The organism is Pseudomonas sp. NFACC51 (assembly GCF_900103575.1).
GTDB classification, from domain to species: Bacteria; Pseudomonadota; Gammaproteobacteria; order Pseudomonadales; family Pseudomonadaceae; genus Aquipseudomonas; species Aquipseudomonas fluorescens_Q.
Map to the genome: position 1 here is coordinate 134,167 of NZ_FMXH01000010.1, position 14,326 is coordinate 148,492.

Sequence of the window (14,326 nt, forward strand, 5' to 3'; positions counted from 1 at the left end):
ATGTAACTAGAAGTCGCAAATACCTTTTTGTGCCTGAAAAGAAAACCTCAGCCCCGCCTTCACCCCCCCGAAGCAAGTTTCCCAGCCACAACCATAATCTCCACCAGCACCTCAGGCCGCGCCAGACGTGCCTGAACAGTGGCCCGTGCCGGAGCACTATCAGTTGGCAACCAGGCGTCCCACACCGAATTCATCAGCGCGAAATCACGATCAATGTCTTTGAGCCAGATCTGTGCGCTCACAAGCTGGCCCTTGTCGCTGCCCGCCAGCGATAGCAAGGCTTCTATCTTGGCCAGCACCTGCTGCGTCTGCTCTTCGATGCCAACCTGTAGATCAGTGGGCACTTGGCCGGAGAGGTAAAGCAGGTCACCGTGACTGACCACACCGGACATCCGCGCGTTGCTCTGAAAACGTTGAATCGTTGCCATCGGGTTTATTCCATGAATTGAGGAAGTTAAAGCGCCGTGCCTCCGATCAATCGGACCAGACGTTGGGCGCTGCCAAATGCCAAGGTCATGCCCAGGGCACCCTGGCCGCAATTGACGTACAGGTTGTCACAACCACTGGTGGCCAGAATCGGCCGTCCGGTGGGGGTCGCCGGACGCCAACCGGTCCAGGGCTGGCAATCATCGGCGTTCCATTCCAGACCGAACAATGCTTGCGTCGAGGCTTTCAGTTGCTCGATACGCTTAACGGGAATCGACGCATCCAGCCCACACAGCTCGACCATCCCAGCAACGCGCAAGCGATCACCGATCCGGGCGAACACTGTTTTACGCCGCATGTCCGTCACGCTGACCGTCGGTGCATTCATCGAATCAGTGATCGGCAACGTAATGCTGTATCCCTTGAGCGGGTAGACCGGCATGCGCACACCGAACGCAGATAACAACCCCGCGCTGTAAGCGCCAGCCGCCAGCACGACCGCTTGCGTCCCTAAAAGACCAGGGCCTTCGATGGCATGGTGAATCTCCAACGCGGTGATGCGCCCGCGTTCACGTCGGAAAGCGGCAACCTCACTGTCGAACAGAAAACGCACCCCCTGCGTGCTCAACAACCTCGCAAGCTCCTGACAAAGCTTGCGCCCATCGACCGCGCATTCGCTGTCGGTATGGATCGCACCGTGAAACGCCTTCTTATAGCCCTCAAGTGCAGGCTCGATCGACAAGGCTTCGGCGGGGCTGACGATTTTTTGTTGCCTGGCGCCTTGGGCGGCCTGGAATTTCACCTGATCGCCGGCCTTGCGCAGGCTTTCAGCATCGGGGTACAGAACCAGTTTTCCGGTCCGGGCGAAATCGCATTGCACCTTTTCCTGACTGATGAAGGCGTCCAGCGCCAGCCGACTTTCATGCGCCAGTTCCAGCAACTCGACAGTCGTCTGGCGCGAAACGGACGTACGGCAGGCCGCGAGAAACTCCACACACCAGCGCCATTGTTCCAAGCTCCATTGCGGCGAAAACTTCAGCGGGCCGTTGCGCGCCAACAGCATTTTCGGAATGCCCGGCAACAGGGAGGGATCAGCCAGCGGTTGCACATAGCTGTAGCTCAATTGCGCCCCATTGGCGGCACTGGCCCCCATGCCCGCCTCCCCCGCACGATCGATAACGGTGACGGTATGACCGGCCTTGTGTAGAAACCAGGCACTGCTCAAGCCAACGATTCCAGCGCCGACGACACAGATTTCCATTACGCCACCACCCTGTCCGACAGGTCCCAACCCACAGGTCGCCGTTGGTGCCAATCACTGACTTGCTGATAGGCATGGGCGATCCGCAGCACCAACGGCTCGGCGAAGGCACGTCCGACAATTTGCATCGAGACCGGCATGCGTTGCTCGTCGAAGCCCACCGGCAGCGCCACTGAACAGAGATTGAGCAGGTTGGCGAAACGGCCGAGCAAGGCCAGCGGCGTACCGTACTCATCGACCTGATTCAACGGCACACTGCCAATGGCGTTGGTTGGAAACGCACAGGCATCGACCTGGGACATGGCTTCGTCCATGGCTTGACGGGCAGCACGTCGCTGGTTGTGCAAATGGATGTAAGCCGCCGCGTCGATGGCGCGCCCGCTCAGCACCCGACGCTGCACATGAGGATCGAAGCGTAGATCGTCGCGCTCGAACAAACTGCCAAGGCTGGCGTAGCCTTCGGCGCTCATGAGACCACCGGCAACGCGCATGCACTGCTCCAGTGAAGTCGGTAGCGGCTGTTCGACTAGATGCATGCCCAGTGCGGCCAATTGCTCAAGCCCCTGGTCGTAGGCTGCCAATACGCCAGGCGCGATGTGTACGCGTTCGGTCTGAGGCAGCACCCAGATACGCAGACCGGCCACCGGAAGATTCAAACCTGCTGCGGCGCTGAACACTGGCGACTTGGCCGAGACCGGGTCCAGCGGGTCCGGCCCCAGCAGCGCGTCAAGCATCCACGCGGTGTCTTCGACGGTGTGTGTGATGGGTCCCACCGAATCCAGCGATGGGCACAATTCAATCAAACCGTGACGGCTGACCAACCCACGCGTGGTTTTCAGGCCAACCAGACCACACATGCCTGCGGGAATCCGCACCGAGCCGCCGGTGTCGGTGCCCAATGCCGCGCTTGCCAACCCGCCGGCCACGGCCACCGCTGAACCACTGCTGGAACCCCCTGGCGCACGATGTACTTCACGGTCCCATGGGTTCCACGGCGTGCCCATCACGGCATTTGTGCCCCACCCTCCGAAAGCGAATTCGACGGTGTGGGTCTTGCCCATGATGATCGCCCCGGCGCGCTCCAACCGCTGGACTGCCGTGGCGGTGAGCCGAGAGATGCGCGGCGTCTGTGCCAGCGAACCACCGGTTATGGCCTTGCCGTCGATTTCGAACAAATCCTTGATCGCAATTGGAATGCCGTGCAACGGCCCCAGGTTCACACCCGCAGCCCGCTGCCGATCGGCGGCGATGGCAGCACCAAGGGCGCGCAGGGGATAGGCCTCGACATACGCATTGAGTTGACCGTTGAAGCGCTCGATCCGCTCCAATTGCGCGCCAACCAGGGACTCGCTCGTGAGCATTCCGGACTCCAGCGCTTGCCGCAACTGGCCAATACTCTGAGAAGCGGTTCGATCCATGATGTTCATGTGTTCAACCTCGAATGGTTTTGCGCCCGCGAGAAAATCGTGCTTCCAGCGCTCGCGACAACAGAGAAAGAGGGAAAGCGATGACGAAATAGAACAACCCCACCAGCAGGAAAATATGCATCGGCAAAAAGGATTCGGACGCGATGGCGCGGGCCGCCAGCATCAACTCATCGGTGGCGATCAAGGCGCACAGGGAGCTGTCCTTCAGAATCGACACGTAGGCATTGAGCAACGGCGGCAACATGCCGCGAATGGCTTGTGGAAAGATCACGGCGGTGAAGGCTTGCAATGGCGTCAGGCCGGTGGCGATGGCCGCCTCACGTTGGCCGCGATGCAAGGAGTCCAGTCCGCCGCGCAGGATTTCCGCGACGTAGGCCGAGCCCTGCAAGCCCAGGCCGATGGCCCCGGCCCAATAACCCGACAACGTCAGCCCGAGGCTGGGCAGGGTGAAATACAGCGCCAGCAGCAACGCCAGGAGCGGCACCGCACGCATCCCCTGAATGAAGAACACCGCCGCATGCTTGAGCCAGACGCTGTGGCTCTTCATCGCCCAGGCCAGTAACGCGCCCAACATCGCCGCCAGGGCGAAGCCTGTCAGGGACAGCTCGGCGCTGACCCGTGCGCCGAGTAGCAGGCGAGCACTCCAGTCGCTCCAGTATTCCGGGTATTGCTGGAAAAAACTGATCATCGCGCCGCCCCCAGATGACGTTCAAGTCGGATGAACCCCACGCCAATAGGCAGGATCATCGCCGCATAGATGCACATCACCGCCAGATAAATCAGCGAGGTCTGGAACGTGGAGGTCACAAGATTGCGGGCAAGGAACATGATTTCCGGCACGGCGATGGCCGAGGCGATGGACGTGTCCTTGATCAGTTGCGTGACATAGTTGGCATACGCCGGCAACGCAACGCGCAGGGCCTGGGGCAAGAGGATGTAGCGCAGAATCTGCATACGGTGCAGGCCGATAGCCTGCCCGGCTTCATGCTGGCCAACGTGCAGCGACTGCAAGCCGGCTCGGAAAGTATCGGCCAGCACTGCGCTGCCTACCAGGCTCAAACCGACGATGGCCGCCAGCCACGCGGGCAGATTGATTCCCAGATAGGACAGCCCAAAGTAGATCAGAAACAGGTGCGCCAGCGCCGGCACATTGCGCATCCATTCAATGAAACAGGCGATGGCGCCGTGTACCAGTCGCGATCGGCTGAACGTCAGTAAAACCGCCAGCACCAGACCGCCCACGCTCGCCAGCACTAAGGTGCAGAGGGCAATTTCCAATGCGCTCATTGCGCCTTTGAGGAGCCAGGGCAACAGCCCGAGGAAAGCTTCCAGGTTCGCCATCAAGCGCTCTCCACAGCCATGCGTCCAAGAAAACTGCGGGTACGTTCGTGACAAGGGTTATCGATCACTTGCCTCGATGGCCCCTGTTCGACAATGCGCCCGCCGTCCATGAAGATCACCCGATCCGCCACATCGCGGGCAAACCTCACTTCATGGGTGACCATGATCATGCTGCGGCCCTCTTCCGCCAGCTCGCGAATCACGGCCAACACTTCGCCCACCAACTCGGGATCCAACGCCGAGGTCGGTTCGTCGAACAGAATCACTTTTGGTTGCTGGGCCAAAGCCCGGGCGATGGCGACCCGCTGTTGCTGACCACCCGACAATTGCTCGGGATAAGACTCGGCCTTGTGCCGCAGATGGACTTTTTCCAGCATCGCGTCGGCCAACTCATACGCCTGCTTGCGCGGCATCCCCTGGGCCTTGATGGGGCCGAGCGCAACGTTGTCGCGCACGTTCAAGTGCGGCCACAGATAGAACAACTGGAACACCATGGCGATCTCGCGGCGCTGTGGCGCCATTTCCCGGTCGCTCATCAGCCGCGAACGCTGGCCATCCCTGACCTGACCGATCAACTCGTCTCCCAACCAGATCTCGCCACTGGTGGGTTTTTCCAGGTAATTGATGCAGCGCAGGCAGGTGGACTTTCCAGATCCGCTTGGGCCAATCAGTGACAGGGTTTCACCGGGTTTCAACTCCAGGCTGATGCCCTTGAGCACCTCCAGAGCGCCATAGTTCTTGTGGAGTTCGTGCACACGCAGCAACGCCGCACCGGATGGGTTCGACATGTTGGCTCACCTCTTATTGTTGTAGGTCTGGCGATGAGTCGTGCCGGTGTCTGGACCCGCCCCATCGCCTCACACTTACTTGCAGCCGGGTAGTGTCCAGTCCGCTGGACGATCGACGCCCAGGCGCAGGTCCTTGCCTTCGGGCATGAACCAGACATCCTGAGTCAGGCCGTAGCGAGCGCCGATCTTGCGCATCTCACAGTTTTTCCAGAGCGTCTGAATCTGTGCGTTGACCGCCGTCACCAGTTCCGGGCTGGCCTTGTTGAAGCCGAACACCACCTGGCCCAGGCCAGTCAGCAGTGGGAAATTCGGATCGTTGTCGACAAAGGCGTTGAAATGCAGGTGCCATTGCTCATTGCGGGAAATGGCGTATTGCATGACCGGTGGATCGCCGATCACCGCATCGATGCGTCCGGCGAGCAGATCGCGAACGGCCGCATCGGATGTGTCATAAAGGGCGACTTGCAGGCCATCGATCTTGCGCATCTCAGGGATGAACGAAAAGCCGGTGATGGTGCCGACTTTCTTGCCTTGCAAATCCTTGAGGCTGTTCCAGTTGGTCTTGTCCGTCTGGGTAATACCGTTCTTGAAGTAGTGAATAGGATCGCTCAAGGTCATGATTTTCGAGCGTTGCTCGGTCCAGCCCATGGTGCCTGCCATGACATCCACTCGCTTGGACTGCACCGATGCGATCGTCCCTGACCACTCCATTAATGCCGGTTTGACCTTAAGGCCCAGTTTTTCAGAAATTTGTTGAAGGATTTCACCGTCATAGCCGACCATCCGACTATCTTGATACCCTGTTCCTGGCATATCACCACTGAAGGCGATGGTCAGGCTTCCCGGCTCTACTGTCTCCAATGCGAACACCGGTGCCGCAGCCAACACGGACACCAGAAACCCGGCACAAATACCGGAAAAACGCTTAACTTTGGACGTCTTCATCGGATGCTCCTCGATAGTTTTCAGGGTGGCAGCGGAACGTTTCGCATGGGCCCATCGTAGTGGGAGCGGCGGTATAACCAGTTGGATGCTTTGCACGAATGATTGAACATTTGCGACATTCTGGCGGCGCAGAGAATGCGCCCCCTCAGGAAAGCCTCGTGGACGGGCTCGATCATGGGCAGGCGCGTCATCCACCCATGCGCCGCGGCACCGCCGAGTTGTCTATTGGCATCATGTTGTGGCCACGCTTCCCCTTGCTGTCACTGTCGGGGCTGACCGATGCGCTGCGGCATGCCGCCGATACGGGTGATCAAAGCCGCCCCATACGCTGCCAATGGAAAGTACTCGGCACGCCCGGGCAAAGAGTCATTTCCAGTAGCGGATTGGACGTACCGATCGACAGCGAGCTCACTGACCCGGAACGTTTCGACTACATCGTGGTGATTGGCGGATTGCTCGATTTCATCGAGGCGGTGCCGAAAACCTATCCCGCGTTCCTCCACCAGGCCGCCGCCGCACAAATGCCGTTGATCGGCCTGTGCACCGGCAGCTTCGTGCTCGCGCGACATGGCCTGATGGAGGGGCGAACGGCGTGTGTCCACGCCTATCATGGCGACGACTGGAAGCACCGGTTTCCCACGTTGCGCTTTGTCATCAATAGAGACTTTCTGATCGACCGGGACCGAATTACCTGCGCTGGCGGTGTTTCAGTTATCGAGTTAGCGCTTCATCTGATCGGCATGCATTGCGGGCCGGATCGTGCCGGCAAGGTTGTGCATCAGATGACGGTGGCAAAGAACACGTCCAACAGTTTCGTCGACCGACGCAAGGCTCTCGGATACGCCAGTTCATCCAATCGTCGGCTACATGAAGCCGTGATGTTGATGGAAAAACACATGGCCCACCCCCTCGATATCGAGGCCATTGCGCATCTGCTCGGCACCAGCAAACGACAGTTGGAACGCCTGTTCGTCGCTGAAACCAACAGCAGCCCAGCCCAGTTCTACCGCCAGGTCCGACTCAGGTTTGGCAGATGGCTGCTGGTGAGTTCCGATCGCCAGATTGGCGAGATCGCCTTTGAATGTGGCTTCGCGGATGCACCGCATTTTATTCGGCACTTCCAGAGCATGTTTGGCCTCTCCCCGGGAAAGTTACGCAAAGCCTTGATGCAACAAGAAGGGAAGTAACGCCGCACGGCTTCAACCGTGTCGTCAGCGCTAATGCGACGACACATAAATGGACGGCGTGGCAGGCGCCGGCAATGCATAGGTCGCCTTCATCCACTCCACCTCAGCCTGGGGCGTTCGCCCAAACAGGCGCTTGAACTCGCGGCCAAATTGCGAGGCGCTTTCGTAGCCCACGCTGAACGCCGCCGTCGAGGCGTTCATGGCGTTGCGCAGCATCAACAGTCGCGCCTGGTGCAGGCGCGTCGACTTCAGGTATTGCATGGGCGAGGCATCCGTCACGCTGCGAAAGTGCACGTGGAAGCTGGGCACGCTCATGTTGGCTTCGCGGGCGAGCGCCTCGACATCCAGGCGCTCCTGATAGCTGCTATGAATCTTGCGGATCGCGCGGGTGATCTGGCCGAAGTGGCCCTGGCGACCCAGCGCCGCGCGCATCGAGCCGCCCTGTTCGCCGGTGAGGATGCGGTAGTAGATTTCCCGCACCAACGACGGTCCGAGAATGGCCGCGTCACCCGGCGTGCTCATGGCTTCCAGAAAGCGCAGCGTCGAGGCGTACAACCCATCATCCATGGGCGAGGCGTACATGCCCTTGGGCGGGGCATCGCTCGGGCCGAGCGCTTCGTCGACCTGCAGTATCAACTCGCTTGCCAGTTGCAGGTCCAGGCGCATATACACCGCCAGCATGGGCTCCGCTTCGCTGGCGTCGGTTTCCATGGTGAACGGCACGGGAACGGACACCACCAGATAATGCCGGGCATCGTAGACGTAGAGGTCATTCCCCAGGTAGCCGCGCTTGCGCCCTTGGCACAGGATCACGATACCGGGGTCATACAGGACCGGCGTGCGGCTCAATGGCCGGTTCGAGCGCAGGAAACGTACGTCCTCCAGGGCGCTGAGGTTGTAGCCTTCCACCGGCGCCAGCCGCTCCATCAATGCCACCATGCGTGCGGTATGCGGATCAGCCTGGGTCATCCAATTCTCCTTTCCACGGGTCGCTCAGCCGTCGGTCGATCGGGTCAGCGCTTCCCATTGATCGATCTCGCTGGCGGCCCGACTGAGCTTATCGCGCACCAGGCTCAATGCATCGCTGCCCAGCAACAGATGGGCGGGCGGCGTCGGGCTGGCGATCACCTGCAACATCGCCCGCGCCGCCTTGTGCGGGTCGCCTAGTTGCTTGCCGCTTTTTTCCTGGCGCGCCTGGCGAACCGGGTCAAAGCTGGCGTCATAGTCGGCAATGCTGCGCGGGGTGCGCTGCATCGAGCGACCGGCCCAGTCCGTTCGAAACGAACCGGGCGCGACGGCTGTCACGAAGATATTGAAGGGTTGCAACTCCTTGCTCAGGGTATCGGAGATCCCTTCCAGAGCGAACTTGCTCGCGCAGTAATACGCAATGCCCGGCATCGTGATGGTGCCCCCCATCGACGTGATGTTGAGGATATGCCCGGCGCGGCGCTCGCGGAAATAGGGAACGAAGGCCTTGGTCACCGCCACTGCGCCAAACACGTTGACGTCGAACTGGCGCCGCAGCTCTTCCAGCGGCGATTCTTCAAAAATGCCCTCGTGGCCGTAGCCGGCATTGTTGACCAGCACGTCCACCGGGCCGTGGGCGGCTTGCGTGGCGGCGACCACGCTGTCGATTCGGGCGAAGTCGGTGACATCCAAAAGAACACCGTGGGCCCGGTCGGCAGACAATTGCTCGAAGGCCCGCAAGGCCGCCTCGCTGCGCACGGTGCCTATGACCCGGTGGCCAGCCGCCAGCGCTTCCTTGGCCAGGGCGTTGCCGAAACCACTGCTCACGCCGGTGATGAAGAGGGTTTTTATGCGGTGCATGGCGAACTCCTGTCGGTAGGTGTGCGCCATGGTAGCCACCGGCCTGCGGGCCACCTATGCCGGTTTGCCTCGCAGCCTTGCCTATTCCTATCAGGCAAAGAACACCGTGGCGAACGCCAGGGTCGGCAAATTTGCCCTGGCGTCCCGGGCCTGAATATAATGCGAGTCATTATCAATTATGTAGTTTCCGGGATGCTGATGCGCAGCAACGACACACTGGGTGATGCCAATCTCGCGCTGCTCTATCGCAGCCACCATTCCTGGCTGCACAGCTGGCTGAGCCGGCGCATCGGCTGTCACGAGAGCGCAGCGGACCTGGCGCAGGACACGTTCGTGCGTCTGCTCAAATCCCGTCAATCAGGCCCTTTGCGCGAGCCCCGAGCCTACCTGAGCAGCATCGCTCGCGGCCTGATGATCGATCGGTATCGCCGTCGCGAGCTCGAACGCGCCTACTTCGAGAGCCTCGCGCTGCTTCCTCCTCAAGCGGCACCCTCTGAAGAAGAACGCTTGCTGATTCTTGATAGCCTCGAACGGATCGACCGCCTGCTCGACCAGCTCAAACCGAGGGTTCGCGAGGCTTTTCTACTCGCCCAGCTCGACGGCCTGACCTGCCTGCAAATAGCCGAAAAATTGTGCGTTTCCCGTTCTACGGTTGAACGCGACTTGGCCAAGGCCCTGCAACACTGCTATCGCTTGCGTTATGCCGAACAGTAAGGCGCAAGCGCTGGATCCGGCGGTGGTCGACCAGGCGATCCACTGGCTGGTGCGCCTGCGCTTCAATCCTGCCGATGAGAAAACCCAGCGCACGTTCGAGCACTGGCTGCAGCAGCGTTCGGAACATCGGTTAGCGTGGCAGCGTGTGGAAGCGCTCGGCGATGACTTCGCCGGCGTGCCACCTGATTTGGCCCGGCACACCCTCAAAGGCGCCCGCTCAGGCATGCATCGACGCCAAAGCCTCAAGCTACTGGGTGCATTGGCCACCTTGGGTGGTGCGACCTGGCTGGGCCGCGACTACACACCGCTGCCGGCCATGCTGGCCCAGCAGCACAGCAGAACCGGCGAGCGGAAGCGCTTCCAACTCGATGATGGCAGCCTTATCCAGCTCAACAGCGACAGTGCGGTCGACAGCTATTTCAATGCTCAGCGGCGCCTGATCGTTCTGCGGCGCGGCGAAATCATCGTCAATACCGGCGCCGATGCGGGCTCGGCTCAACCGCGTCCTTTCTGGGTACAAACCCGCGACGGATTGATAAGCACTCTGAATGCCCGGTTCCTCGCGTATGAGCGTGACGACGGGACCCTCATCGCGGTGCAGCGCGGCGCAGTCAGCGTCTTTCCTGGATCCAGCCAAACCCTTACGGTCAACAACACCGTCCAGGCCGGCAATCAGCGGCTGTTCACCTCGGATGGCGTTCGTGAATTCAAGGATAACGGCCTGGATGTATGGAGCTGGAGTGACGGGGTGATCAGCGCACGCAATATGCGCCTCGGTGATTTCATCGGGGCCTTGTCGCGCTATCGCCCCGGCCTGTTGCGCTGCGCCGAAGAGGTCTCGGGCCTGCGGGTTTCCGGCACCTTTCAACTCGCCGACACCGACCAGGTACTGGCATTGGTTGCGCAGTCACTGCACCTGCGGATTGATTATCGAACCCAATATTGGGTGACGTTGAGCGCCGCCAGCTAAGTATTTTCTTCGCCGCCTATCAACATCAAATAAAAATGAGGTGATTTCTCATTCTCGTTCGGCATGTAAGAAAAGGCCGACCTACAGGCCGATCTGCCGATCCCCTTTCCACGGAGCGAGTTAATGAGTGCGTCCCCGGTTCCCCAGCGTCATCTACTGAATCGTGCCATCCACGGTGCGATCTTCGGCGTCATCGTCAGCAGCTATGCGCTACCCACCCTGGCACAGCCCTCGACCGTTGAGCAGACCCACCCGGTGCACCAGTGGAACATTCCCGCCGGCCCCCTGGCACCGGCGCTTGACCGCTTTGCCCGCGAGGCGGGTATCAGTCTTTCCTTCGATGCTTCAAGCGTAGCGAACCGCAATACCCGGGGCGTGAGCGGCACACTCGATACGTCCGAAGCCCTGTCGTCATTGTTGCAGGGGAGCGACATGGCGATACAGCAGCAAGGCCCGAACGCTTACCTGCTGACGCCGCAAACCAAGGCGGATGCCGAACTCGAGGAGTATCGCCTCGCGCCTATCCTCGTCAACGCCAAGGCCAGGGCCGATGGCACCGAAGACCCCAATTCGGTGGTCGCCCAGGAACTCTGGGTCGGCGGCAAGGTGGCCACCAGCATCCTCAACACGCCCGCCTCGGTGTCCGTGGTGACCGACAAGGAAATGAAGCAACGCAGCGTGAGCACGACCGAAGAACTGCTGCAATACACGCCAGGGGTCATTACCGACTATTACGGCACTGACGACCGCAACGATTACTTCCAGATCCGCGGCTTCCAGGCCACGACCTATCGGGACGGCCTGACCCTGGGGTCGATGCGCGGTGTGCGCGAAGAGCCTTTCGCCTATGAGCGCGTCGAGGTTATACGCGGCGCCAACTCGACGCTGTTCGGCCCGGCCGACCCGGGCGGCTCGGTGAACTTTGTCAGCAAGAAGCCGCGCTTCGACAAGTTCGGCCAGGGCTACGTCACCTACGGTTCTTTCGACCATGTCGAAACCGGCATCGATGTCGGGGACTCGCTGAACGAAAACAAAACCGTGGCCGGTCGCTTCACGGCAAAGATGCAAGACAGTGATCGCGAATACGACCACTCACGGGACGACAACAAGTTCTTGATGGGCGGCCTGACCTGGTCACCCACGGACTTCACCTCCGCCACCGTGATCGTGGATTACCTGAAAACCCAAAGCTCGCCCAACAGCGGCGGTTACCCGCTGGACAAGGAATACGACCGTGACAAGTTCTACGGCGAGCCCAGCTACAACTTCCACGATGTCGAACGTACCAACATCAGCGGCACCTTCAGCCATGATTTCGACAACGGCTTCGTGCTGCGCAGCAACCTGCGCTACAGCAAACTGACCGATGACTTCGGCTATGTATTCCTCAGCGACTCCCCTACCCGCACCGGCACTACCGTCCCGCGTTATATCTTCGGCACTGACAGCGACGCCGAGCAACTGAACGGCAACTTGATGCTGCAATACGATGCCCGCTTCGAAAACATCGACAGCAGTACGTTGGTGGGCGTGGAGTATGGTGATTCTTCCACCGAGGAACGCTCCGTCTATGCCACGACAGGCTCCATCGACCTGGCCAACCCGGTGTTCACGGGTGTGCCCAGCGGCGTAGCGCCTTATAGCAACGACAAGCTCGACACAAAAACCAAGGCCGTGTTCCTGCAACAGAACCTGTCCTTCTATGAGCGCTTTATCGTCACCGCCGGTGTGCGCAACGACTCGCTGGATCTGTCCAATACCGACATCAACAACGTAAAAGAGTCGGATAACTTCTCCGAAACGTCCTATCGCGGCGCACTGACCTATATCGTCAACGACGAAGTCTCCACCTACGTCAGCATGGTCGAGTCGGTCTCACCGCCAACGGTGGGTGTAGTGCCGAAGACAGGCACGCAATATGAAGTGGGGGTGAAATATGCGCCCATCGGTATGGACGCGCTGTTCTCGGCAGCCGTCTACGACCTGACCCAGGAAAACGTCAGCATTGCCGTCGTACTGCCCAGCGGTGTCATCGAGCAGCAAACCGTTGGCGAATCACGTGTGCGCGGCCTGGACCTGGAAGCCAAGGCTGAGCTGACCCCCAACCTGAGCCTGGTGGGTGGCTACTCCTACATGGAGTCCGAAGTGTTGCGCGGTACGTTGTACGACGGCAGCTCACTCAAAGGAAATGAGTTCGCCACGGCGCCAAAACACTCTGCGTCGCTGTGGAGCTATTACAACATCCCCGACACCGATGTCAGCGTTGGCCTGGGTGCACGTTATGTGGGTTCTTACTACTTTGACGCCGCCAACACCGGCACCAGCGATGGCACGACGCTCTTCGATGCGGCCTTCAACTACAAACTCTTCAAAGGCACTGACCTGGCGGTTAACGTCAGTAACCTGCTGGATGAGCAACATGTGGTTGGTTCAGGGACTGCGAACTACTACAACCCGGGCCGTGAAGTCACCGCTAAGTTGAGTTACAACTGGTAAAGAGTTGGCCGTTCATGATGGGGCGTCGGCTTGATGCGGGTCAGTCATCGAGCGGCGAAAACCGTCGGAGGGGTTCAAACCCTCCGACTTCAAAAAATTAATCATCGAAAATCATGCACTTAGAGAATATTCAACTGCCACTTTGTATCTGAATAGTTGGTTCTGAAGCGCAAGGGGCTGAGCCTGCTGACAGAAGGTCCCAACAACCAGTTGAGTATCCCAGCAAACGATGTAGACTCGCTTTAACGCATAACGTTAAGCATTAAGAGATGATAAGAAGCTTCAGATGCGCCGACACCCAAGCTCTTTTTGAAACCGGCAAAACCCGGCGCTGGGCAGCCATCCTTTCAGTGGCAGAACGAAAGCTGGGCATGCTCGATGCTGCGGTCGATCTCAACGACCTGCGCTCTCCTCCTGGAAACAGGTTGGAGCAGCTGTATGGCGACAGGGAAGGCCAGCACAGCATCCGGGTTAACGGTCAGTACCGGATCTGTTTTGTCTGGGGCGCCAACGGCCCCGAAAATGTAGAAATCGTAGATTATCACTGAGGTGAATCATGTTTAAGAATGGCATGAGACCCGTACACCCTGGAGAAATTCTCAAAGAAGAGTATCTGGAACCGCTTGGCCTTACCGCAGCTGCGCTTGCAAGGGCATTGCACGTTTCTGCCCCCACCGTAAATGACATTGTCTTGATGCGCCGTAGCATCAGCGCCGATGTTGCTTTGCGCTTGGCCGCCGCATTGGAAACGTCAGCGCAGTTTTGGCTGAATCTGCAGACTGCGTATGATTTACGTACAGCTGAGATTGCTAAAGGGGAACAGATTCACAGGGAAGTGGAGAAGGTTCCTCACTGCGCATAACCAGCACAAAACAGAAATTTGAGCCCAGCAAAATAGCTGGGCTTTTTGTTGGGCATACAAAGACACCACGCGTTTGCCGCAA

General features: G+C 59.5%; 16 protein-coding genes. 7 read left to right on the forward strand and 9 right to left on the reverse strand.

Annotated features, from left to right (window positions below):
* Window positions 1-59: 59 nt before the first annotated feature.
* The 7 genes from BLT00_RS20315 to BLT00_RS20345 form a co-directional block, all read right to left on the reverse strand.
* Entirely contained in the window at window positions 60-428 is a 369-nt protein-coding gene (locus BLT00_RS20315) for a RidA family protein (protein ID WP_092146172.1), read from the reverse strand.
* A gap of 26 nt (window positions 429-454) precedes the next feature.
* On the reverse strand, window positions 455-1,687 hold the full coding sequence (locus tag BLT00_RS20320; RefSeq protein ID WP_092146174.1) for a D-amino acid dehydrogenase: 1,233 nt from the start codon (window positions 1,685-1,687) through the stop codon (window positions 455-457).
* A complete protein-coding gene (locus tag BLT00_RS20325; protein ID WP_256572782.1) occupies window positions 1,687-3,048 on the reverse strand; it encodes an amidase in 1,362 nt (453 codons plus the stop codon). The genes BLT00_RS20320 and BLT00_RS20325 overlap by 1 nt, the downstream gene beginning before the upstream one ends.
* 70 nt (window positions 3,049-3,118) lie before the next feature.
* Window positions 3,119-3,802, reverse strand: a complete 684-nt coding sequence (locus tag BLT00_RS20330; protein WP_063323023.1) for an amino acid ABC transporter permease — start codon at window positions 3,800-3,802, stop codon at window positions 3,119-3,121.
* Complete coding sequence (locus tag BLT00_RS20335; protein ID WP_092146178.1) at window positions 3,799-4,455, reverse strand: amino acid ABC transporter permease; 657 nt, start codon at window positions 4,453-4,455, stop codon at window positions 3,799-3,801. Before BLT00_RS20335 ends, BLT00_RS20330 begins: the two co-directional genes overlap by 4 nt.
* Window positions 4,455-5,243 carry an amino acid ABC transporter ATP-binding protein gene (locus BLT00_RS20340; protein WP_092146180.1) on the reverse strand — a complete coding sequence of 263 codons (789 nt, stop codon included), beginning with the start codon at window positions 5,241-5,243 and terminating at the stop codon, window positions 4,455-4,457. Before BLT00_RS20340 ends, BLT00_RS20335 begins: the two co-directional genes overlap by 1 nt.
* A 75-nt stretch (window positions 5,244-5,318) precedes the next feature.
* Window positions 5,319-6,188 carry a substrate-binding periplasmic protein gene (locus tag BLT00_RS20345; protein WP_063323026.1) on the reverse strand — a complete coding sequence of 290 codons (870 nt, stop codon included), beginning with the start codon at window positions 6,186-6,188 and terminating at the stop codon, window positions 5,319-5,321.
* A gap of 98 nt (window positions 6,189-6,286) precedes the next feature.
* On the opposite strand from BLT00_RS20345, the gene BLT00_RS20350 reads away from it, so the two are divergent.
* Window positions 6,287-7,375, forward strand: coding sequence for a GlxA family transcriptional regulator (locus BLT00_RS20350; protein ID WP_092146182.1), 1,089 nt, complete (start codon window positions 6,287-6,289; stop codon window positions 7,373-7,375).
* Window positions 7,376-7,405: 30 nt separating this feature from the next.
* On the opposite strand, the gene BLT00_RS20355 is transcribed toward BLT00_RS20350, so the two are convergent.
* Entirely contained in the window at window positions 7,406-8,344 is a 939-nt protein-coding gene (locus BLT00_RS20355; protein WP_092146184.1) for an AraC family transcriptional regulator, read from the reverse strand.
* 24 nt (window positions 8,345-8,368) lie between these two features.
* The gene (locus BLT00_RS20360; protein WP_092146186.1) at window positions 8,369-9,202 is read right to left on the reverse strand and encodes an oxidoreductase; all 834 of its coding nucleotides are present in this window, start codon (window positions 9,200-9,202) and stop codon (window positions 8,369-8,371) included.
* A gap of 28 nt (window positions 9,203-9,230) precedes the next feature.
* On the opposite strand from BLT00_RS20360, the gene BLT00_RS32205 reads away from it, so the two are divergent.
* The 6 genes from BLT00_RS32205 to BLT00_RS20385 all read left to right on the forward strand — a co-directional run bounded on the left by BLT00_RS32205 (window position 9,231) and on the right by BLT00_RS20385 (window position 14,244).
* Window positions 9,231-9,356 (forward strand): hypothetical protein, encoded by a 126-nt coding sequence (locus tag BLT00_RS32205; RefSeq protein ID WP_256572783.1) that lies wholly within the window; start codon window positions 9,231-9,233, stop codon window positions 9,354-9,356.
* A gap of 44 nt (window positions 9,357-9,400) precedes the next feature.
* Window positions 9,401-9,916 carry a sigma-70 family RNA polymerase sigma factor gene (locus tag BLT00_RS20365; RefSeq protein ID WP_092146263.1) on the forward strand — a complete coding sequence of 172 codons (516 nt, stop codon included), beginning with the start codon at window positions 9,401-9,403 and terminating at the stop codon, window positions 9,914-9,916.
* Window positions 9,903-10,886, forward strand: coding sequence for a DUF4880 domain-containing protein (locus BLT00_RS20370; protein ID WP_092146188.1), 984 nt, complete (start codon window positions 9,903-9,905; stop codon window positions 10,884-10,886). Before BLT00_RS20365 ends, BLT00_RS20370 begins: the two co-directional genes overlap by 14 nt.
* Window positions 10,887-11,009: 123 nt before the next feature.
* Complete coding sequence (locus BLT00_RS20375; protein ID WP_092146190.1) at window positions 11,010-13,382, forward strand: TonB-dependent siderophore receptor; 2,373 nt, start codon at window positions 11,010-11,012, stop codon at window positions 13,380-13,382.
* A 269-nt stretch (window positions 13,383-13,651) separates the two neighbouring features.
* The gene (locus BLT00_RS20380) at window positions 13,652-13,930 is read left to right on the forward strand and encodes a type II toxin-antitoxin system RelE/ParE family toxin (RefSeq protein WP_072340959.1); all 279 of its coding nucleotides are present in this window, start codon (window positions 13,652-13,654) and stop codon (window positions 13,928-13,930) included.
* A gap of 8 nt (window positions 13,931-13,938) precedes the next feature.
* Entirely contained in the window at window positions 13,939-14,244 is a 306-nt protein-coding gene (locus BLT00_RS20385; RefSeq protein WP_025211727.1) for a HigA family addiction module antitoxin, read from the forward strand.
* Window positions 14,245-14,326: the final 82 nt, after the last annotated feature.

Excerpts from the sequence above, each read along its gene's own strand:
- BLT00_RS20315 (WP_092146172.1), bottom strand. The coding sequence starts at position 428 with ATGGCAACGATTCAACGTTTTCAGAGCAACGCGCGGATGTCCGGTGTG.
- BLT00_RS20320 (WP_092146174.1), bottom strand. The coding sequence starts at position 1,687 with ATGGAAATCTGTGTCGTCGGCGCTGGAATCGTTGGCTTGAGCAGTGCC.
- BLT00_RS20325 (WP_256572782.1), bottom strand. The coding sequence starts at position 3,048 with ATGCTCACGAGCGAGTCCCTGGTTGGCGCGCAATTGGAGCGGATCGAG.
- BLT00_RS20330 (WP_063323023.1), bottom strand. The coding sequence starts at position 3,802 with ATGATCAGTTTTTTCCAGCAATACCCGGAATACTGGAGCGACTGGAGT.
- BLT00_RS20335 (WP_092146178.1), bottom strand. The coding sequence starts at position 4,455 with ATGGCGAACCTGGAAGCTTTCCTCGGGCTGTTGCCCTGGCTCCTCAAA.
- BLT00_RS20340 (WP_092146180.1), bottom strand. The coding sequence starts at position 5,243 with ATGTCGAACCCATCCGGTGCGGCGTTGCTGCGTGTGCACGAACTCCAC.
- BLT00_RS20345 (WP_063323026.1), bottom strand. The coding sequence starts at position 6,188 with ATGAAGACGTCCAAAGTTAAGCGTTTTTCCGGTATTTGTGCCGGGTTT.
- BLT00_RS20350 (WP_092146182.1), top strand. The coding sequence starts at position 6,287 with ATGATTGAACATTTGCGACATTCTGGCGGCGCAGAGAATGCGCCCCCT.
- BLT00_RS20355 (WP_092146184.1), bottom strand. The coding sequence starts at position 8,344 with ATGACCCAGGCTGATCCGCATACCGCACGCATGGTGGCATTGATGGAG.
- BLT00_RS20360 (WP_092146186.1), bottom strand. The coding sequence starts at position 9,202 with ATGCACCGCATAAAAACCCTCTTCATCACCGGCGTGAGCAGTGGTTTC.
- BLT00_RS32205 (WP_256572783.1), top strand. The coding sequence starts at position 9,231 with ATGGTAGCCACCGGCCTGCGGGCCACCTATGCCGGTTTGCCTCGCAGC.
- BLT00_RS20365 (WP_092146263.1), top strand. The coding sequence starts at position 9,401 with ATGCGCAGCAACGACACACTGGGTGATGCCAATCTCGCGCTGCTCTAT.
- BLT00_RS20370 (WP_092146188.1), top strand. The coding sequence starts at position 9,903 with ATGCCGAACAGTAAGGCGCAAGCGCTGGATCCGGCGGTGGTCGACCAG.
- BLT00_RS20375 (WP_092146190.1), top strand. The coding sequence starts at position 11,010 with ATGAGTGCGTCCCCGGTTCCCCAGCGTCATCTACTGAATCGTGCCATC.
- BLT00_RS20380 (WP_072340959.1), top strand. The coding sequence starts at position 13,652 with ATGATAAGAAGCTTCAGATGCGCCGACACCCAAGCTCTTTTTGAAACC.
- BLT00_RS20385 (WP_025211727.1), top strand. The coding sequence starts at position 13,939 with ATGTTTAAGAATGGCATGAGACCCGTACACCCTGGAGAAATTCTCAAA.